At 71.3% G+C, this 18,986-nt stretch carries 15 protein-coding genes, 1 tRNA gene, 1 other RNA gene and 2 pseudogenes; 5 read left to right on the forward strand and 14 right to left on the reverse strand.

Features of this window, described 5'->3' with window-relative positions; genetic code table 11:
• From IE140_RS10550 to ffs, 6 genes are all read right to left on the reverse strand, one after another.
• The gene (locus tag IE140_RS10550; RefSeq protein WP_093442742.1) at positions 1–915 is read right to left on the reverse strand and encodes a phosphoribosylaminoimidazolesuccinocarboxamide synthase; all 915 of its coding nucleotides are present in this window, start codon (positions 913–915) and stop codon (positions 1–3) included.
• A gap of 97 nt (positions 916–1,012) precedes the next feature.
• Positions 1,013–2,467: a N,N-dimethylformamidase beta subunit family domain-containing protein gene (locus IE140_RS10555; protein WP_150198057.1), complete on the reverse strand. Its 1,455-nt coding sequence runs from the start codon at positions 2,465–2,467 to the stop codon at positions 1,013–1,015.
• Between the two features lie 287 nt (positions 2,468–2,754).
• Positions 2,755–4,506 (reverse strand): hypothetical protein, encoded by a 1,752-nt coding sequence (locus tag IE140_RS10560; protein ID WP_150198060.1) that lies wholly within the window; start codon positions 4,504–4,506, stop codon positions 2,755–2,757.
• Positions 4,507–4,897: 391 nt separating this feature from the next.
• Positions 4,898–6,148: a phosphoribosylamine--glycine ligase gene (gene purD, locus IE140_RS10565; protein WP_150198062.1), complete on the reverse strand. Its 1,251-nt coding sequence runs from the start codon at positions 6,146–6,148 to the stop codon at positions 4,898–4,900.
• 135 nt (positions 6,149–6,283) lie between these two features.
• A complete protein-coding gene (locus IE140_RS10570) occupies positions 6,284–8,587 on the reverse strand; it encodes a DNA polymerase III subunit gamma and tau (protein WP_189460324.1) in 2,304 nt (767 codons plus the stop codon).
• A gap of 57 nt (positions 8,588–8,644) precedes the next feature.
• An RNA gene (gene ffs, locus IE140_RS10575) (signal recognition particle sRNA small type) lies at positions 8,645–8,741 on the reverse strand.
• 143 nt (positions 8,742–8,884) lie between these two features.
• Here ffs and IE140_RS10580 point away from each other — a divergent pair.
• The 3 genes and pseudogenes from IE140_RS10580 (at position 8,885) to IE140_RS10590 (ending at position 11,065) form a co-directional block, all read left to right on the forward strand.
• Positions 8,885–8,972 (forward strand) — tRNA-Ser (locus IE140_RS10580).
• 278 nt (positions 8,973–9,250) lie between these two features.
• A pseudogene (locus IE140_RS10585) lies at positions 9,251–10,563 on the forward strand (AAA family ATPase).
• Between the two features lie 336 nt (positions 10,564–10,899).
• Positions 10,900–11,065, forward strand: a pseudogene (locus tag IE140_RS10590) (type II toxin-antitoxin system VapB family antitoxin).
• A 58-nt stretch (positions 11,066–11,123) separates the two neighbouring features.
• On the opposite strand, the gene IE140_RS10595 reads toward IE140_RS10590, so the two are convergent.
• The 3 genes from IE140_RS10595 to IE140_RS10605 all read right to left on the reverse strand — a co-directional run bounded on the left by IE140_RS10595 (position 11,124) and on the right by IE140_RS10605 (position 13,282).
• Positions 11,124–12,353, reverse strand: coding sequence for a damage-control phosphatase ARMT1 family protein (locus IE140_RS10595; protein WP_150197876.1), 1,230 nt, complete (start codon positions 12,351–12,353; stop codon positions 11,124–11,126).
• A gap of 23 nt (positions 12,354–12,376) precedes the next feature.
• Entirely contained in the window at positions 12,377–12,643 is a 267-nt protein-coding gene (locus tag IE140_RS10600) for a DUF1871 family protein (RefSeq protein ID WP_150197878.1), read from the reverse strand.
• Between the two features lie 81 nt (positions 12,644–12,724).
• A complete protein-coding gene (locus tag IE140_RS10605) occupies positions 12,725–13,282 on the reverse strand; it encodes a hypothetical protein (protein ID WP_093443573.1) in 558 nt (185 codons plus the stop codon).
• 160 nt (positions 13,283–13,442) lie between these two features.
• Here IE140_RS10605 and IE140_RS10610 point away from each other — a divergent pair, with 160 nt between their 5' ends.
• Entirely contained in the window at positions 13,443–14,027 is a 585-nt protein-coding gene (locus tag IE140_RS10610; RefSeq protein WP_150197880.1) for a TetR/AcrR family transcriptional regulator, read from the forward strand.
• A gap of 38 nt (positions 14,028–14,065) precedes the next feature.
• Here the strand turns inward: IE140_RS10610 and IE140_RS10615 are convergent, their stop codons facing one another.
• From IE140_RS10615 to IE140_RS10625, 5 genes are all read right to left on the reverse strand, one after another.
• On the reverse strand, positions 14,066–14,782 hold the full coding sequence (locus tag IE140_RS10615; protein ID WP_150197882.1) for a hypothetical protein: 717 nt from the start codon (positions 14,780–14,782) through the stop codon (positions 14,066–14,068).
• Positions 14,779–15,615 carry a hypothetical protein gene (locus tag IE140_RS35900; RefSeq protein ID WP_229826744.1) on the reverse strand — a complete coding sequence of 279 codons (837 nt, stop codon included), beginning with the start codon at positions 15,613–15,615 and terminating at the stop codon, positions 14,779–14,781. Before IE140_RS35900 ends, IE140_RS10615 begins: the two co-directional genes overlap by 4 nt.
• Positions 15,616–15,684: 69 nt before the next feature.
• Complete coding sequence (locus IE140_RS35905) at positions 15,685–15,846, reverse strand: hypothetical protein (protein WP_229826745.1); 162 nt, start codon at positions 15,844–15,846, stop codon at positions 15,685–15,687.
• Between the two features lie 216 nt (positions 15,847–16,062).
• The gene (locus tag IE140_RS35910) at positions 16,063–16,290 is read right to left on the reverse strand and encodes a hypothetical protein (RefSeq protein WP_229826746.1); all 228 of its coding nucleotides are present in this window, start codon (positions 16,288–16,290) and stop codon (positions 16,063–16,065) included.
• A gap of 8 nt (positions 16,291–16,298) precedes the next feature.
• Positions 16,299–16,760: a hypothetical protein gene (locus IE140_RS10625; protein ID WP_150197884.1), complete on the reverse strand. Its 462-nt coding sequence runs from the start codon at positions 16,758–16,760 to the stop codon at positions 16,299–16,301.
• A 319-nt stretch (positions 16,761–17,079) separates the two neighbouring features.
• On the opposite strand from IE140_RS10625, the gene IE140_RS10630 reads away from it, so the two are divergent.
• The gene (locus tag IE140_RS10630) at positions 17,080–18,921 is read left to right on the forward strand and encodes a lysyl oxidase family protein (protein WP_189460326.1); all 1,842 of its coding nucleotides are present in this window, start codon (positions 17,080–17,082) and stop codon (positions 18,919–18,921) included.
• The last annotated feature ends 65 nt before the right edge of the window (positions 18,922–18,986 follow it).

Raw genomic sequence — 18,986 nt, forward strand, 5'->3', positions numbered from 1 at the left:
TTACGCCCAGTTGGCGCCGGTCAGCACCTCGAACGCCTCGATGTACTTGGCGCGGGTCGCGTCCACGATCTCCTGCGGCAGCGCCGGCGGCGGCTGCTCGCTCCTACGGTCCCAGCCGGAGGCCGGCGAGGTCAGCCAGTCGCGGACGAACTGCTTGTCGTAACTCGGCTGTGCGCGGCCGGGCTCCCAGGTGGCGGCGGGCCAGAAGCGGGAGGAGTCCGGGGTCAGCACCTCGTCGGCGATGATCAGCCGCTCGGTCCCGTCCTCGGTGGTCTCGAAGCCGAACTCGAACTTCGTGTCCGCCAGGATGATCCCGCGCTCGTGCGCGATGTCCCGGGCCCGGCGGTAGACGTCGAGCGTGGTGCGCCGCAGCTCGGCGGCGGTCTCCACACCGACCTCGCGGGCGATGTCCTCGTAACTGACGTTCTCGTCGTGCTCGCCGACGGCCGCCTTGGTGGCCGGGGTGAAGATCGCGCCGGGCAGCTCGGACCCGTTGACCAGGCCCTCGGGGAGACCGATGCCGCACACCGTACGGGTGGCGTCGTACTCGACGAGCCCGGAGCCGGTCAGATAGCCGCGGGCCACGCACTCGACCTCGACCATCCGCAGCGACTTGCAGATGAGGGTGCGCCCCGCCCAGTCTGCCGGGGCGCCCGGGGGCAGCTCGGTGGAGATGACGTGGTTGGGGACGAGGTCGGCGAGCTGGTCGAACCACCAGAGCGAGAGCCGGGTGAGGACGCGGCCCTTGTCGGGGATCTCGGTCGGCAGGACCCAGTCGTACGCGGAGATGCGGTCGCTGGCGACCATCACGAGGTCGCCCGCCTCGTTCCGGTACAGGTCACGCACCTTGCCGGTGTGCAGGTGGGTGAGGCCCGGAACCTGTACGGGCTCGGGCTTTTCTACAAAACCGGACACGGTGCCTCCGCGTAGATTGATCCAGGAGCGGTTCCGATTGTCCCGTACGGAGGACACGGAGCGCGCGCCGGGCCCGGACCCGATGCGGTGGCTCTCGTCAGTCGCGCTTGCAGATCCGGTCGAGGAGGTTGGCCGTGGCCTGCTGGATCCGGGGGTCGGTGTGTCCGGGGCGATCGAGGGCCGGGGACCAGGCGAAGGTGCCGGAGGCGAAGACCAGCGCGCCGGAGGGGGCCTGGTAGAGCGAGGTCTCCTGGTGGCGGGTGGCGCCCTCGGAGTCCTCGTACGGGGAGTGGGCGAGCAGGATCCGGTTGTCGTGCTCGGGCAGGCTGGTGCGCGGGAAGTAGCGGTCGGCCTCGCCGGCGACCAGGCCCGGGATCTCGTCGCCCTCCACCGCGCCCGTGGCGTCCCAGAGCCAGTGCTCGGCGTTGCGCACGACCAGCGGGCTGGGGTCGGGGACCCGGCCCGCGTACTGGATGCCCAGGAGCTGCTGCTCGGGCCGGTCCACCTCGCGCCACAGGGCCGACTTCCCGGGCCCCCGGCGTTTGCGGCAGGTCAGCAGCCGGTCGGGCTCTCCGGACGCGGAGGGGGCGAGGCCCACCTGCCAGTACATGGTGTTGGCGGAGAGGAAGACGAGCGAGGTGCCGGAGTCCCGGGCGCGCTCGGCGGCCCGGCGCATCGGCAGCGACCAGTACTCGTCGTGGCCGGGGAAGACCAGGCCCCGGTAGCGGCTGGGGTCGACGCGGCCCGCGTGCAGGTCGCGGGCGTCGGCGTAGGCGAGGTCGTAGCCGTACCGCTCGGCCCAGCGGATGAAGTCGTACGCGTGCCCCACGTGCAGCGGCAGGCCCGATCCGGCGTACGGGCGGTCGAAGGAGATCGTTACGGCGGCGTCCTCCTCGCCGAGCAGCCGCCCCCGCTCGTCCCACGCGTGGTAGAGGCTGGCACCGGTACGGCCGTCCTCCGGATAGAGGTTGTACGCCTGCCAGGTGATGTCGGGCAGCAGAAGCAGCAGGTCGGCGGGGTGGTCGTGGCGCACGGTGAAGGGGATGTGCGAGCGGTAGCCGTCGGCGGTGGTCAGGACGGCCACATACGCGCCGACCGACCAGTAGCTCGGGATCTGGAGCCGCCAGGACATCCACCAGTGGTGGCAGGAGACGGTCCGGTCGGCGGCGAGCGGCGGGGGCTGGACGATGCCGGAGAGCCGGGGGCTCGTGGTGATCTTGGCCGCGCCGTCGCCGCCGTAATGACCGATCCGGTAGACGTCGACGGAGAACTGCTGGGGCGGGTCCACGGTGATGTGGAAGTCGATGGCCTCGCCCGGGGCCGCCGCGCCGGGCGAGACGAAGCCCTTGATCTGGCGGTGCACGTCGTCGGCGGTACGGGTGCCGCCGCCGGTGGAGCGGGCGAGGTCGGCGTACCAGGGGACGACCTGGCCGGTGTCGTCGAAGTAGTTCTCACTGCCGCGCAGCCAGGGCAGCGGGCCCTGACCGAAGGGATCGCTCACCGCGTGCGCGAGGGCACCCGACTCCCACCGGCGAATCTGCTCCGCCCCCATGCCGCGCCCCTCCCTCGGATCCCCCGGACAACTCGGGTGATCCCCCGGACAACTCTGGTGCGCCGAATGTCAGCGCCGATCCCCAGCACATCACATAACGCACGCACCCCGTCACCCTTCGTCGCGAATTGACGAGAACGGAACCATTCCTTCCGAACAGCGGATCCCGCACTCCGGACGCGGCGGCCTGCGCCTCGGCCCCGTGGTGGCGCGCCCCGGTCCCGTACGCGGCCGGTCCCGTACGCGATCCCGTATGCGGCCGGTCCCGTACGCGATCCCGTATGCGGTCACACCAGCCGGACCGGTTTGTCGGAGCGCACCCCCACCTCGGCCAGCCAGTTCAGCAGCGGGTCCGGATCGCCGTCCTCCACAAGGCTCAGGACCGGAGCCGCGAGGTCCGCCCGCCGCTCCCCGCCGACGAGCAGCGCGGGGCCGTCGAGCCAGTCCAGGCCGGGGGCCGCGCCCGCCGTGTCCACGGCCGCGCAGCAGACCATGGCCGCGACGTGGTCGGCGAGCAGTTCGGTGCCCGTACGCGGCGGCTGGAGGGGGAAGAGGGGCAGCGGGCCAGGACCCCAGAGGTCGAGGGGGTCGTCGGCCGCACCGCCGTGTCCCGGACCCCCCTGCTCCGGGCCGCCGTGGACCGGGGCCTCGGCCTCCTCGCGGGCGACCGCGGCGCCGATGCCCGCCGCGAGCGCCTCGCCCGGCCCGCCGGGTCCGCCCGGGCCCGACAGGTGCTCCATCACCCGGGCCAGCGTGGGGACGGCCGGGTCGGCGGCGGAGGCCCGGGGCACGCCCAGCGTGTCCAGGACGCGGTGCAGCCGGGCCGCCTCGCTGCGCCACTTCCGGTCGACGACCTCGTCGGGATACTGCTGCCAGTCCACCGGCGCCCAGCCCGGACCGCTCTCGGCGGGCCCGCCGTGGAAGAGCCGGGCGGCAAGCAGGGACGCGGCCTCGTCGGCAGCCCCGGGCTCCTCCAGCAGGTCGCACGCCGGCCGCTCGCCCAGGCGCAGGGCGAAGCCGTCCGCGAGCCGGTCCCGGCGGGACAGCTCGGTGAGCGCGGAGACGACTCCGGCGTCGAGCCGGGAGGGCCAGCGGCCCATCCGCCAGGCGGGCAGTGCCACCCGGGTCAGCAGCCGGTCCCAGCCGGCGTAGGCGAGGCCGACCTGTTCCTGGGCGGCGATGCGCAGCCCGTAGTCGACCGTCTGGGCCCGCATGGACGCGGCGGCCGCCACGCACCGCTCCATCTCGGCGGCATGGCCCCGGCAGGCCCGCAGCAGCAGCCGGGCGACCCAGCCGGCGAAGGCGAGCGGCGCCCCGCGCACCGGGCCCCGGCCGGGGGCTGCCGCGTCGGCGATCGCGGCGTCCAGACCGCGGACGAAGCGGCGGGCGGCGGCTATGTCGGGGTGCGCGGACGGGCCCGTGCCGGCCACGACGGGGGCGAGGACGGCGCGGAGCTCGGCGACCCGCATCCACCACAGGAACGGCGAGCCGATGACCAGGACGGGGGCGGTGTCGGCCGCCTCCGCCGGGGCTTCCGGCCGCTTCGGGAGCGACACCCCCGGGCCCTTCCTGAGCGCGGCTCCCGGGCCCTTCCTGAGCGCGGCTCCCGGGCCCTTCCTGAGCGAGCGGTGCGTGCGGTCCTCCAGCCAGCTGTCGCAGTCCGGGGTGAGTGCCACGGCCGAGGGCGCGGGCACGTCGAGCCGGTCCGCCAGATCGCGGACCAGGCGGTAGAGGTCGGGGGCGCCTTCCTCGGACACGGGGACGGTCGGGCTCATGGCGGGCCGCGCGCGGGCCACGGAGACGGCGACCAGGACGGTCACCAGCAGGACGACGACCGCGACGCCGAGGACCGTCCAGCGCACGGCGTCCCAGGCCGGACCGGCCAGATGCCCCTGCGCGTCCGCCGCGAACAGCACGACGGCGACGGCCGCGGGCAGGATCGCCACGGCCAGGGCCCTGCTGCGGATCCGCAGCAGGACGAGCGCCCGGGCCTGCGCGGCCCGCGCACCCAGCTCCTCACCCACGTCGGTACCGGACACGGCCGGACGTCACCCCCTCTGCCCTCATCGCGGCCCTCTGGGCCCTCGCGGCGGTGTTGCTCACTCCCCCACTGTGGCACCCGTCACCGACATCGCAATGCCGGTGGGCCAAGTGCCGGAACGCTTGCGCCGCACCCTAGTTGGGGGTCCGGCGGCCGTCATCCGGATAGCCCAGTCGTCACCCGATGGAATGGCTTTGGGCAAAGCTGCTGACGTGTTCGCGCCCATGAGGCAGGCCCGGGGGAACGGGCTGGTGGCGTGGTGACGGCATGGGTCAGCCCCTCGCGCCTGCCGCGTACGCCGGTGGCGTACGGGAGCGGGCGGGCGCGAGGGGCTGCGGGGGTGCTGTCCGGGGCGGGTCAGCGCTGATTCAGCCCTGGTTCAGGCCTGGTCAGCCCTGAGAAGCCTTCAGGGCGATGTCCGTACGGTGCTGGGAGCCGTCCAGACGGATCCGCCCCAGCGCGGTGTAGGCGCGCTCACGGGCCGCCGTGAGGTCCTTGCCGGTCGCGGTCACCGAGAGCACCCGGCCGCCCGCGCTGAGGACCGCGTCGCCCTCGGCGCGGGTCCCGGCGTGCAGGACGTACGCGTCGGGCGCATCCTGTGCCGCGACGTCCGCGAGCCCGTCGATCGGGTCGCCGGTGCGCGGGGTGTCCGGGTAGTTGTGCGAGGCGATGACCACGGTGACGGCGGCGTCGTCGCGCCAGTTCAGCGGCGGGAGGACGTCGAGGGTGCCGTTGGCGGAGGCGAGCAGGACGCCGGCCAGCGGGGTCTGCAGCCGGGCCAGGACGACCTGGGTCTCCGGGTCGCCGAAGCGGGCGTTGAACTCGATGACCCGGACGCCGCGCGAGGTGATCGCGAGGCCCGCGTAGAGCAGCCCGGAGAAGGGGGTGCCCCGGCGGCGCAGCTCGTCGACGGTCGGCTGGAGGACGGTTGCGAGGACCTCGTCGACCAGCTTGGGGTCGGCCCACGGGAGCGGGGAGTAGGCGCCCATGCCGCCGGTGTTCGGGCCCTCGTCGCCGTCCAGGGCGCGCTTGAAGTCCTGGGCGGGCTGGAGCGGCACGACCGTGGTGCCGTCGGTGATGGCGAAGAGGCTGACCTCGGGGCCGTCGAGGAACTCCTCGATGACCACGCGGTCGCAGGAGAGCGCGTGGGCGCGGGCCACGTCCACGTCCTCGGTGACGACGACGCCCTTGCCGGCCGCGAGGCCGTCGTCCTTCACGACGTACGGGGCGCCGAAGGCGTCGAGGGCCTCGTCGATCTCGGCGGGGGTGGTGCAGACGTAGCTGCGGGCGGTGGGGACTCCGGCGCCGGCCATGACGTCCTTGGCGAACGCCTTGGAGCCCTCCAGCCGGGCTGCTTCGCCGGAGGGGCCGAAGCAGGGGATGCCGGCCGCGCGCACGGCGTCGGCGACCCCGGCGACGAGCGGCGCCTCCGGGCCGACGACCACCAGCCCGGCGCCCAGCCCGGTCGCGAGGCGCGCGACGGCGTCACCGTCGAGCGCGTCGACCGGGTGCAGTTCGGCCACCTCTGCGATGCCGGCGTTGCCGGGGGCGCAGTACAGAGCGGTGACATCGGGGTCGAGGGACAGAGAGCGGCACAGGGCGTGTTCGCGGGCGCCGCCGCCGATGACGAGGACCTTCACGGGGTGCAGCCTAGCCGCCGGGCGCGGGGACCCCCGACGGCCGCCGGTGGGTGGACGCACCGCCGGGCGCGGCGAGCGCGGTCGGCCGCCGGTGGGTGGACGGTGGACGGCCGATGCCTGAGGGTGGGCGCCGCCTCACTGCTCGTTGGCGAACTCGTCGATCACCGTGGCGCCGAGCTCGCGGACGATCAGGTCGTGGCCGGAGAGCGCGGAGTCGACGAGATCCGGATCGTCGTCCTCCGGAACATCGTCCTCAGGGGAGACGGAGCGTGGCGGCTCGGCCCCGTACGAACTGCGAGAAGCCTCGGGGGCGGGCGCGGCGTCCCGGCCCTGCGGCGGCGCGGCGGGAGGCGGCTGCTGGGCGGACGGGGCGGGCTGGTACTGCGGCGCGGGCGCGGACTGCTGCGGGGGCGCGTGCTGGGGCCGGGGCTCGTACGCGACCGGGGCGGCGGGGGCCGGCGGGGCGGGCTGGTACTGCGGGGCGGGGCGTCCGCCGCCACCGGACTGCGGGGGCATGCCGCCACCGGAGGGATCGATGACCGCCTCGATGCGCCACTGGGCGTTGAAGCGCTCGGCGAGGGCCTGCTTGAGGACCTCCTCGCTGCCGCTGCCGGCGAAGTTGTCGCGGGCGCCCGCGTTGAGGAAGCCGAGTTGGAGCGTCGTCCCGTCGAACCCGGCGACCTGGGCGTTCTGGCTGAGCAGGATCCAGGTGAAGCGGCGGCGGTTCTTGACCGCCTCCAGGATGTCGGGCCACATGTTCCGCACCTGGGCGGCACCCTGCGCCATGCTCTGCCCGCCCTCGGCCGGAGCCTGCGGCGCGGCGGGGGCCGCCGGGGCGACCGGGGCTGCGGGCGGCGGGGTCGCGGCGGGGGCCGGACCGCTGCCGGGGGCGGACGCGGTGGGCCAGCCACCGGGCCGACGGCCCTGGTCCCCGGATCCGGCCCCAGAACCTGCCCCGGATCCGGCTCCCGCGGCGGCGGGCCAGGAACCGGGCCGCTGTCCGGGCTCGGGGGCGGGCGCCACGGGGGCCTGCGGGGCGGGCTCGGCGGCGGGCGGCGCGTAGGCGGCCGGGGCAGGGGGCGGCGCGTAGGCAGCCGGAGCGGCGGGCGGCGCCTCGCCCCGTACGGCGGCACGGGCGGCATCCGGACCCGCGGGCCCCACGGGCGCAGGACCCTGAGCGGCATGGCCCTGGGGAGCATGGACATCCGGCCCCGGTGCGTACCCCATGGGGGCGGCACCGACGGGCGGAGCGGCGAACGGTGCGGCAGCGGCGGCGGCCGACGCCCCGCGCTCCAGCCGGTCGAGCCGGGCCTGGAGCGACCGTTCGTCGTCGTAGGCGGCGGGCAGCAGGACCCGGGCGCAGATCAGCTCCACCTGGAGGCGCGGCGAGGTCGCGCCGCGCATCTCCGTGAGCCCGTCGTTGACGAGGTCGGCGGCGCGGCTGAGCTCGGCGGCGCCGAAGACGGAGGCCTGGGCCTGCATGCGCTCGACGACATCGGCGGGCGCGTCGATGAGCCCCTTCTCCCCCGCGTCCGGCACGGCGGCGAGGATCACCAGATCCCGCAGCCGCTCCAGGAGATCGGCCACGAACCGGCGCGGATCGTTGCCGCCCTCGATGACGCGGTCCACGACCTCGAAGGCGGCGGCCCCGTCGCCGGCGGCGAAGGCGTCGACGATCGAGTCGAGCAGCGAGCCGTCGGTGTACCCGAGGAGCGCGGTGGCCATGGCATACGTCACACCGTCGTCGCCCGCACCGGCCAGCAGCTGGTCCATGACGGACATCGAGTCACGCACGGACCCGGCCCCGGCGCGCACGACGAGCGGGAGGACGCCGTCCTCGACCGGGCTGTTCTCCCGCCCGCACACATCGGCGAGATAGCTGCGCAGGGTCCCCGGGGGCACCAGCCGGAACGGATAGTGGTGCGTGCGCGACCGGATCGTCCCGATGACCTTCTCGGGCTCGGTCGTCGCGAAGATGAACTTGAGGTGCTCCGGCGGCTCCTCGACCACCTTCAGCAGGGCGTTGAAGCCCGCCGGGGTGACCATGTGGGCCTCGTCGATGATGTAGATCTTGTAACGACTGGAGGCGGGCCCGAAGAACGCCTTCTCGCGCAGGTCACGGGCGTCGTCCACACCACCGTGGGACGCGGCGTCGATCTCGATGACATCGATGGACCCCGGCCCGTTCCGCGCGAGGTCCCGGCAGGACTGGCACTCCCCGCACGGGGTGGGCGTGGGCCCCTGCTCGCAGTTCAGACAGCGGGCGAGGATCCGCGCGCTGGTCGTCTTTCCACAGCCGCGCGGCCCGCTGAACAGGTACGCGTGATTGACCCGGTTGTTCCGCAGGGCCTGCTGGAGCGGGTCAGTGACATGCTCCTGACCGATGACCTCGGCGAACGACTCGGGGCGGTAGCGGCGGTACAGCGCAAGGGACGACACATCTACGAGGTTATCGGGGCCGACTGACACTCGACCCCACAGCACCTCACGGCCAACGCAAAGGGCCCCCCACGCACCCGCCAGAGCCAACCTACCCTTGCTGCCTTCCGGCCCTGGGGGAGTTCAGTCAGATAGCGCCACGTGAGGGGCTGACGCCCACCTTAGCGGATCCCCACCCCCTCCGGTCCACCCGCCCGCCCCCACGAACGACCTGCGGAACGTCTGCGGACCCCCCTCGGGACGATCTCCGGGGATCGTGTTCGCGAGCACCCTCAAACGTCTTGTATTGTTTGCGGCGGAGGATTCGCCTAGTGGCCTAGGGCGCACGCTTGGAAAGCGTGTTGGGGGCAACCCCTCACGAGTTCGAATCTCGTATCCTCCGCCATTGCTCTCACCGGGCAATACGTCGAAGGGCCCCGCAGCTTGCTGCGGGGCCCTTCGACGTTGGCAGTTCAACACAGAGCGGCCACTGATCCCCCGGGTACGGGGCGAAGTCCCGCAGGCTCAGGCGCACCACCGCCAGGCAGCCCCTCCGCCGCTCTCTCCTGCACCACCACCAGCAGGAGCAACCGGCATGAGGCGAGCGGCGAGCGGCGAGGCCGGCGGGTGCACACCGCCTCGGCGCACCAAAACTAGGAGTATGTTTTATGTAGCTGTACTTCTATATCTGGAGCATATTTCGGTGCGACCGAGGCCGCCGATGCCGAGTCGCTACGGCGGATCAGCGCGGCGCTGACCGCCCACGTCCGTCCTGCCAGCCCGTTCCACTTCGCCGACTGGGCAGAGGCCGTCGACGCACTACTGCGCTCAGCGCCGACCGGCCCGTCCCCGTGGTGATCGACGAGTTTCCGTACCTCGCCAAGGCCAACCCCGAGCTGCCCTCGATCATCCAGGAGGCGCTGCGGCCCCTGCGTGACCAGCGCACCGGCTCCCGTACCCGGCTGTTGCTGTGCGGCTCGGCGCTGTCCTTCATGGGAAGGCTGCTCTCGGGAAACGCCCCACTACGCGGACGGTCGGGGCTGGAGCTGGTCGTCCGCCCCCTGGACCACCGCCTCGCCGCCGAGTTCTGGGACATCACCGACCCCCGCTTGGCCATGAAGGTGAACGCGATCGTGGGCGGCACCCCGGCCTATCGGCGCGAATTCGCACGCGGCGACACACCAAAAGGTCCGGACGACTACGACTGGGTCGTCCGCACCGTCCTCAACCCCGACCCCCCCTTCCGCGAGGCCCGCTATCTGCTGGCCGAAGAACCCGACCTTCGCGACACCGCCCTGTACCTGTCCGTTCTGGCCGCCGTCGCCGACGGCAACGCCACCCGCGGGGGCATGGCCGGCTACCTGGAACGCAAGGCCACAGACATCGCTCATCCCATCAACGTCCTCGAGGACGCAGGTCTGCTGCACCGGGACGCGGACGTCTTCCGCGACAACCGTCCCACCTACCGCATCGCCGAACCGCTGATCGGCTTCTACCACGCGATCATGCGACCGGTTTGGGACCAGCTCGAACGCCCGGGCAGTGCGACACGGGTCTGGCAAGCCAGCCGCCGCCGCTTCGTCAGCAACGTCCTCGGTCCCCACTTCGAGCAGGTCTGCCGGGACTGGGCCCTGCATCACGCCGACCCCGAACTGCTTGGCGGTCTGCCGGCCCGCGTCGGACACGGTGTCGTTCACGACCCCAAGGCGCGTACCGGCCACGAGGTCGACGTGGCGGTCATCGGAATCGCGGATGGCACCAAGCCACCACTGCTGGCCGTCGGAGAGGCCAAGTGGAACGACACCATGGGCGCTGCCCACATCGAACGTCTCCGGCACATCCGCGACCTCATCACGCTGGCAGGCCGATACGACACCACGAATACCCAGCTCCTGTGCTTCAGCGGAGCCGGATTCAACGACAAGGCGCACGCTGCGGCAGCGGGCGACCCGGACATCCGCCTGATCGACCTGGCGACCCTCTACAACCAGGCCTGATGTACGCCCACGCGTCCACGACCAACGGCGCACCATGGTGAGCGCCACCCTGCCGTGGCGTAGCGGCACACCGCGTGCAGCCACTTCGGCAGGGAGGTGAAGCATCGTCTGTTGTCGGCGCTACCAAGGTTCCCGAATGACGCAGAACACAGCCGACCGAGCCTGACGCTTCCAGCAGAGACGCGCATCCGACGGACGGCCCCAAGCCCTGGATGCCTGGAACCACGCCGAACGCTCCGCCGCAGGTCAGGTACGGCTCCCGCTGGATGGACACACGCTCGGAAAGCGTGTTGGGGGGGCAACCCCTCACGAGTTCGAATCTCGTATCCACCCACAGTGATCGATCTTGACGACGAGCTGCTGGCCGACGTGGCTCAGGCGCTGGGGACCGGCACCAAGAAGGAGACGGTCAACACGGCTCTACGAGGTACTCGACAACCGCCGACGGGCTCTCGCTCTGACTCGGCTGCGGGCTGCAGCGGGTGAGGGCGCGTTCGATTAAATGAACGGGGGGCCGGTCTCAGTCCGCTGTTCAGCGTGAGTGGTTCGGCGTAGGTGGTTCAGCGCGAACGGCCGGTCTGCCCGCGAACCTGGATCAAGGCATGCGTACCGCTCGTACGCCAAGCCGCGCCGGACCGTTCCAACGCCTCCAGCGTCTTCTGCTCCAACCCCACGATCACGTCCGACTTCAGTGTGCGCAGCGCCGCGACGGCCCCGGGGAAGTACGCCGTGCGGTCGGCGAACGGTGTCGTCTCGGCCCACATCCGGTCGCCCACCAGGCGACGGTAGTTGAGGTCGCCCTTCAGGATCGTCACGGTGGCCGCCGCGAACTCCGCCCGCAGGTCACCCGGCATCTCCTCGTACGGCAGCGGGGCGCAGAAGAACGGATGGGCCCGGACCTCCAGGCGGCCCGTCGCCATGGCGTCCCACAGGCGACTGCCGATGCGGCCCGCCTCGCCGGGTGCCTCCGCCAGGCGCCGCAGGCAGTCGACGACGTCGGCTGTCGTCGCGTCGGAGACGTAGTACGGGTAGGGCTTCACGTGGAGCACGAGCCGCTCGGCATGGCGGTGCACGAGGAGGTGGTCGATGAGGATCAGGTCCGGGATCAGCTCCCGCCCCGCGTTGTCCGCCACCACCGCGACCGTGGCACCGGCTCCGGCGGGCAAGACCTGCCAGAGCAGGGCGCTGTCGTCGGCGACCAGGTCATCGGCCGCAGCGCCGGGTGCCGCGTCCCCCTCCGTCACGCGGAAGCCCAGGTCCGCGCGGTTGCCCCAGACCGAGGCGTGGAGCAGGGCCGTGGCCCGCTCGTCGGCCGGTACGTCGGCGAGCGCGTCCAGGGCGCGGAGCTCCTCGTCCACCGCCGTGCCGCGAAGCTCGGCCCGCTTGAAGGGGGCGAAGGGGTCGACACCCTGCCACGGGCCCGTACCGAAGTACCCGACGGCGGAGAGGAGCCTGCGGTAGAAGTAGCTCTCCGACCACAGGAACGGGGCGTCGAACCACGATCGCCCGAAGAGCTCCCGCCCCCAGGCCGACCACTGCTCGTGGTCGGACTCCGAGGGGGCGAGGGGTTCGATCACCCCGTTGTTGTTCTGCTCCAGCAGGGCGTCGAGTGCCTCGTGCTGGCGGGGGCCGTACGGGAAGGCGTCCCGTACCTGCTCGATCAAGGCCGGATGGCGGTTGGCCAGGACGCCCCGGGCGAACGAGCCGGGCTCATTGCTCAGGATGACCTGCGCGTCCCGTTCGGGGGTCGGGGGAGCGCCATCCGAATCGTGGGCCGTCTTCTCCGCCATGCTCCACGCCTTTCGCTTGCCGCTCACGCGTCTTCGGCCTTCAGAGCCATCAAGCGGGTGGCCACCGCCTCGGGCTCCGACGTTGAGGGGGTGAGACCGAAGTGCTCCACGAGTTCGGTCTGCAGGAACGCGGCGATCTCCGCCTGGTCCGCGCCACGGCGGAGCATCCCCAGGAGGGGTGCGAGCATGCAGTCGTACTCGTCGGGCACCTCGTCGGCGACGCCGATCGGGTCCCAGTCGTTCAGGAGCTGCCGCAGGTTCTTCTCGGTCAGGCCGGTTCCGGTTCGCATGGCTGCAGGATGCCACCCGAGCGGGCGGGGGCCGCGACCCTGCCTCTGCCTCCGGCCTCGCCAGGCCGCCTGCGGCAAGGGCTACCGCCCGTGCTCGTCGCGCAGGCGGAGCGCGGAGACGAGGAAGAAGACGCCGCCCAGGAAGGCGTAACCGGCCAGGCTGGTCAGGGAGGCTCCGTCCTTGCCCGCCTGGGCGATGAACGAGGCGCCGGCGAGCGTGGAGATGCCGCCGCTCGCGATCATGGCTCCCTGGCCGCCGAGCCGGCGCCTGGCGACGCCGACGACGAGTTGGACGATGCCCGCGGTGATCGCCCAGGCGCCCCAGACCCGCAGGACGGCGGGGATACCGGAGGTGGCGGCGACGGCCAGGCCGATGCCGGTGAGGGCGCTGAGCGCGATGTTCGCGTAGAGGGCACGTACGGGTTGGCCGTTCGTCCGGGCGGACCGGAGGTCGACGACCGCGCAGGCCACGTCGAACAGGGGATAGATCGCCAACAGCGTGGCGGTGAGCGCGCCCAGCGTGTCGGCGGTCGCGAACAGCAGGGCGGCCCACGCCGCGGCGAACGCGAAGCGCAGGAAGTACAGCCTGCGCAGGGCGGCGGGGACGCTGGTGGGAGGGGTACCGACGAGGGTGTCCATGGAAGTTCCCTTCAGGAAAACCGAGTTGGCATCGATCGGCTGGGCACCGGAAGCCCTCCACTGGAGAGGGAGAACGTTCGGTCTCATTGCCATTCAAAGCAATGCCCCTCTACCTGTCAAGACCGAACGTTCTCCCTCACTCGTGCGGTAACCTGGCAGCATGAGCGAAGGCGCGGGAAGGGGCAGTACGTCGGCGGCGCGTGCCCGGCTGCTCGACACGGCGACGAAGATCTTCTACGCGGAGGGCATCCACTCCGTCGGCGTCGACCGGATCATCGCGGAGGCGCAGGTCACCCGCGCCACGCTGTACCGGCACTTCACCGGCAAGGAAGAGCTCGTCCTCGCCTACCTCGACCAGGCCGACCGGGGCATCCGGGCAGGCATCGAGGCCGCGCGGGCGGGCGAGAGGTCGGCGGCCGACGCGGTCCGGGCGGTCGCCCGGTTCATCACCGGAGGCATTCAGAGCCCCGGCTTCCGCGGCTGCGCCTTCCTCAACGCGGCGGCCGAATACCCGGATGCCGCCCACCCGATCCACCGGGCCGTCCTGGCCCACCGCCAGTGGTTCCTGGAGACCGTCACCGAGTTGCTGGCGCAGGTCGGCGACGAGCCCGCCGAAGGGGCCGGCCGGCACCTCGTCATGCTCCGCGACGGCGCCATGGCGGCGGGCTGCCTCTCGGATCCGAAGCCGATCGCCGAGACCTTCCTCCTGGGCGTCGAGGGGATTCTGCGGGCACGCGGGGCCTGAGGGGCTGCAGACGGGGCGGTCACCACCGTCGAGCGCTCTCAGCCCGCCGGTGGTGACGAGGAAGGCGCGGACGGGAGCGGGCTGATGCCCGGTTCGAAGTGGGCCCGGAGGTAGATGCGGGTGCGTTGCGGTGTGTACTCGTGGGCGTACAGGCTCACGCACCGTTCGTCGGACGTGTCGTAGCCGTCCTCCATGCCGTACGGCATGTCCGGGGCGCCGGAGGGTTCCGGGCTCTTGGTGGCCTTGGGGCTGCCGGGGCAGACAGAGCCGTAGCGGATGCCCTTCTTGAAGCTCTCCGGTTCCGGTAGCCCCAGGTGGGTGAAGTCGTGGGCGGGTGCGCCGGCCTGTGCCTCCGTGGGTTCCAGCCACTTGCCCTGGGGCGGGTGCTCGGACAGGTAGGTCTCCGCTTCGGCTCGCGTCAGCGTGAAGGTCAGGATGCCCGTGTCGAAGCGTGAGGTGCCCTCGTAGGCGGCCTGAGCAGACTTGGCGGTGGCCGGGATGTCGAGGCCCATGTGGCCGCTCATCCAGGCGGGGGTGATCCCTTCGGCCCAGCCGATACCGGGCCCCGTTTCCTTCACGCGGCCGGACGTGCTCTCGCCGTCCTCGTCGATGAGAAGCAGACCCGCCACGACTGCAGCACCGACGAGGACCAACGCTCCTGCGGCCACCGACGCAAGGATCCAGCGGCGCCCGCCCAGGCGGCCGTCGCCCCCGGAAGGGCTCTCCGGAGGTTGGTAGGCAAAGACGTCATTCACCTGGCAGAAGTCCTTCCGGGCGGCCTGTTGGTCGTGCGGTCCTGTTGTTGCTCGCGGCCGGAGTCCTCGCGTCCGTCCCTGCCTTCACCGGGGCCCGGGAGTTCGCCGTCGGGAGATGCGCCCCCGAGGTCGTAATGCCGTACATCGCTGCTGCCCGCCATGTCGAACTCCTGGGCCAGTCCGACCCGGTGCAGCTTGGCCATCTGCCCGTCGGGGATGTCCAGCGGGCCGACGTTGACACCCTTGCCCTCGTCCCAGTTGTACCGGTCCCACGCATTCGCCTGGTAGTCAAGGCTGACCCTCGGGTTGCCGTGGGCGTCAGGCACGGCGGTCACGACTCCGGTGACGTTGCTGTTGACCCCGCCCACCGCGTAGAACCAGTTCTCGTCAGCTTCCTGGGTGAAGTAGAAGCCTTTGGGTTGCTTCGCCTCGACCGGGAAGGCGACCGGCTTCCCTCCGTTCCTCTTGAACTCCTCCACGGCCTGCCTGCGCCATTCGTCCTGCTTCAGACGGACCGTGTCGTCGACGTACGACTTGAAGGCCGGGACGTCCGCCATCATCTTGTCCACCGGCAGTTGCATGGGGCGTCCGCTGTTGCTCAGGTAGTGATCCATGTGGCGCGACGCGTCCGTCATGCCCTTCCAGTCAGCCCCCTCGGTCAGCAGCCGCATCTTCTGCTTGGTGGCCCACTCCTCGAAGCCCGCCGACTGCGAATCGTGCCGACCCGCGCCCCCGTCCGCAGCGATCTGCGGCATGGTGGGACTGAGGATGCCCGCAGCAGTCAGATCGTCCTTCTGCTTCAGCCAGAGCTGCGCCCGCGCCTCGGGGCTCAAGGACTCCCACAGACGGCGCAGCTCCGCCCGCTGCTTATCGTTCGCGTCCTTGCCGAGGCCTGCCAGCTCCTAGGCACGTGGGACCTGCTCCTCGTCCAGGGAGGTGTACGTGGCGTGTCCGGCGTTCTCCGGGGCACCGCCGTGGCTCTTCCGCAGGGCGCGCGCGGCCGTGGCGTCCACCTCGGCCGCATGCTGAACGATTCCGGCGAGCGTGTCGGCGTACCACTGCATACGGTCCTGGTCCGCTGGTCGGGCCCCTCGGGCGTGCAGAGCGCCTCGATGACACGGACCGTGCCACCCGGGCCGTCGGAGATCAGGAGCGCGGGGTCCGGCGGGTTGTGCGCGGGATCGCCCTTCCTCGCCGCGTCGGTGAGCGTCTTCGCCTGCTTCTGGTAACGCACCAGTTCCACGTGTGCGTCGGCGAGGACGTTGGCGATGCTCTCGGCCTCACTGTGGAGGTCGGTGAACTCCTTGGCGGTCTTTGCCGACGAACTCCCGTGTGACGGTGGCGTTTGCGCCCTGCCAGCGTGCGCCGGCCGCCTTCTTGGCCAGGCCGTCGCGGACCGTGGTGGTGAGTTTGGACAGTTCACCCGCCATGGCCTTCCAGTCGGATACCGCGGTGGCCAGCTTTCCGAGGTCCATGCCGATGAGGTCCGAGTACGTGAATCGACCCACGATGCTCCCTACCTGAAGTAGTCGTTCAAGGCAGAGACAGGTATCGGGCCGGAGCGGCCACTCACCTCGGCGGCGATTTTCACATCGTCCCGGGCGTGCAGCTTTTTGGTGAAGTCCAGGTGATTGGAGATGTGCGCACATGCCTGCAGCACATGCTTCACCTGCGAGGACCAGACCTCGACGGTGGTCTCCAGCTCAGAACCGATGCGCAGACTGTGGCTCTTGAGGACAGCGGCCGCCTGCATGGTCGACCCGGCGCCGCTCTTGTCCGCACCCGTTCCGGCGATGTCGGCTTGCTTCTTCAGTTCCCCGTGGAGAACGAACGCTTCGTGTCCCACAGCCCCCAGGTCGTCCTGGTGCACCACCAGGTCCGCGGCAGCGGCACCCTGCGATCCGGCCTCGTTCAACCGCATCGGCGTGTGCCCCTCGGCCACCGCCTCCTTGGACCTCTCCCACTCTTCCCAAGCCATGTATACCCCCGTCGCGCGACGACGGACCGTGCCTCGACCTCGGCCCGATAGACCGAACAAACTATCAATTCCCGCTTTTCACCTGGTTGTTCATCGCTTTCCGCAAGCCATCGGCAGAGTAGAACTCGCCAGGGGTCGCACCTACAAGCAGTCATCGCTTTTCGGACAACCCTGCGCCAATCGGGGGACCGGAGACAACCCGAAGCGCCCGAGTCCGCCTCTCACAGGCCGGACACAGCGTCGCCACCGGTGAGTTGAGTTTGGGGCCGTGCTGATCGTCCACGTTCCATCACGCACTCGGAAGCCGGAAGTACGAGGAATGATGACCAGATCACCGCAGGGCCGCACCAGCCGTCTCACCCGCCCCTCGATCGCCGTCGCCGCGGCCGTCGCCGTGACGGCGGGTGTCGTTGCCGCCGCGCCGGACGCCAAGACGGCCGAGCCGTCGCCGAAGCTCAGCCTGATCGCCGCCACCACCTCGGTGACGCTCGACTCGTGGAAGGAGGATCCCGGGGTATACCTCGACCTCGGGACCTACCTGACCTCGGAGAACGGCGCCTTCGAGCTCAAGGTGACCCGTAAGTCGTACAAGGATCCGGTCCTCGCCACACAGGTGCTCCGGAACGGGAAGAAGACCACGACCAAGGCGCTTCCCGCCGGGCTCGTGAAGGACTTCTCCGGGCTGCCGGACTTCGCGCAGATCTCCGTCACCGACGCGGCCGGCAAGACCGTGCTGAAGCAGACCGAGGCCTTCTGCCCCAACAACGCCTCCGGGCGGGTCCGGCCGGACGCGCCCGCCAACTCGAAGTATCCGCAGAGCTGTCCGGTGAACCCCTTCACCCTCGGCTCGGTCTGGGGCGTCGAGAACGGCTGGGCGTCCAACACCTACGCCGGGTACTACGCCAAGCCGGTCCAGCTGGCCGCCGGGACCTACACCGCCAAGATCTCCGTGACGAAGAAGTACCGCGACCTCTTCGGCATCGCGAACAAGCCGCAGACCGTCAAGGTGACGGTTCGGGAGCGTAGTTGGGAAGAGGAGGAGGGCTCGGGATCCGCCGCTCGCAGCGCGGCTCCCCGGTCCTCCCAGTCCGCCAAGTCCGCCGCCGGGCACCAGGGGCACCAGGGGCACGGCGGGCATGAAGGGCACCAGCAGGCCGCCGACGCGCCCGCCGCCGCTCACTCCGGGAACGCCGCCGCCTCCGCCCATGCCGCGCACGGCGCCCCGGCCCGTCCCGAGGCCCCCGCCGCCCGGACGACCGGCGCCACCCCCACGTTCAACGTCGGTCACGGGCCCTACCCGCCCGCTCCGCCCGCCCTGCCCTGGGCGCTGAAGAAGGAGTCCCTCCAGCGGCAGGCCTTCTCGGCGGCCAAGGTCGGCGACCGGCCCGGGCAGACCGACGGATCGCGGCAGGCGCCCGCGGCCGAGCCCAACGCCAAGCGGCCCACCGGCAGGGCCACCGTGCCCGACGTGCCCAAGCCGGACCTGCGCTCGCTGCCCGCGTACGGCATCACCGTCAGCGACGGCTACGAGGACGTGCCCGGCAAGGACTACCTCGCCTTCAGCGCCAACGTGTGGAACGCGGGCCCGGCCAAGCTCGTCGTGGACGGCTTCCGCTCCCCGGGCAAGGAGCTGATGGACGCCTACCAGTACTTCTACGACGCCAAGGGCAAGCAGGTCGGCTACACCCCGACCGGCACGATGGAGTGGGACCCGCGCCCCGGCCACGAGCACTGGCACTTCACGGACTTCGCCAGCTACCGGCTGCTGAAGGCCGACAAGAAGGAGTCGGTGCGCAGTGGCAAGGAGGCGTTCTGCCTGGCCAACACCGACGCCGTCGACTACACGGTGAAGAACGCCAACTGGCACCCGGACAACACCGACCTGTCCACCGCGTGCGGCCAGGAGAACTCGATCTCCGTCCGCGAGGTGCTCGACGTCGGCTCCGGTGACACCTACACCCAGGACCTGCCCGGCCAGTCCTTCGACATCACGGGTCTGCCGAACGGCACGTACTACATCCAGGTCCTCGCCAACCCGGAGAACCGGCTCAAGGAGACCAACTACAAGAACAACAGCGCCCTGCGCAAGGTCGTCCTCGGCGGCAAGAAGGGTGCCCGGACCGTGACGGTCCCCGCCCATGACCTGGTGAACGCCAACTAGTCGTCATCAGCGCGGCGTTGACACGCCCAGCCCCGTACACTCCGCCGGCCCCGGGAGAATTGGTT

The sequence above is a fragment of the Streptomyces parvus genome, assembly GCF_014648875.1.
Classification (GTDB): domain Bacteria; phylum Actinomycetota; class Actinomycetes; order Streptomycetales; family Streptomycetaceae; genus Streptomyces; species Streptomyces parvus.

Excerpts from the sequence above, each read along its gene's own strand:
- IE140_RS10630 (WP_189460326.1), top strand. The coding sequence starts at position 17,080 with ATGATGACCAGATCACCGCAGGGCCGCACCAGCCGTCTCACCCGCCCC.
- IE140_RS10555 (WP_150198057.1), bottom strand. The coding sequence starts at position 2,467 with ATGGGGGCGGAGCAGATTCGCCGGTGGGAGTCGGGTGCCCTCGCGCAC.
- IE140_RS10600 (WP_150197878.1), bottom strand. The coding sequence starts at position 12,643 with ATGCGAACCGGAACCGGCCTGACCGAGAAGAACCTGCGGCAGCTCCTG.
- IE140_RS10595 (WP_150197876.1), bottom strand. The coding sequence starts at position 12,353 with ATGGCGGAGAAGACGGCCCACGATTCGGATGGCGCTCCCCCGACCCCC.
- IE140_RS10610 (WP_150197880.1), top strand. The coding sequence starts at position 13,443 with ATGAGCGAAGGCGCGGGAAGGGGCAGTACGTCGGCGGCGCGTGCCCGG.
- IE140_RS35905 (WP_229826745.1), bottom strand. The coding sequence starts at position 15,846 with ATGCAGTGGTACGCCGACACGCTCGCCGGAATCGTTCAGCATGCGGCC.
- IE140_RS10605 (WP_093443573.1), bottom strand. The coding sequence starts at position 13,282 with ATGGACACCCTCGTCGGTACCCCTCCCACCAGCGTCCCCGCCGCCCTG.
- IE140_RS10625 (WP_150197884.1), bottom strand. The coding sequence starts at position 16,760 with ATGGCTTGGGAAGAGTGGGAGAGGTCCAAGGAGGCGGTGGCCGAGGGG.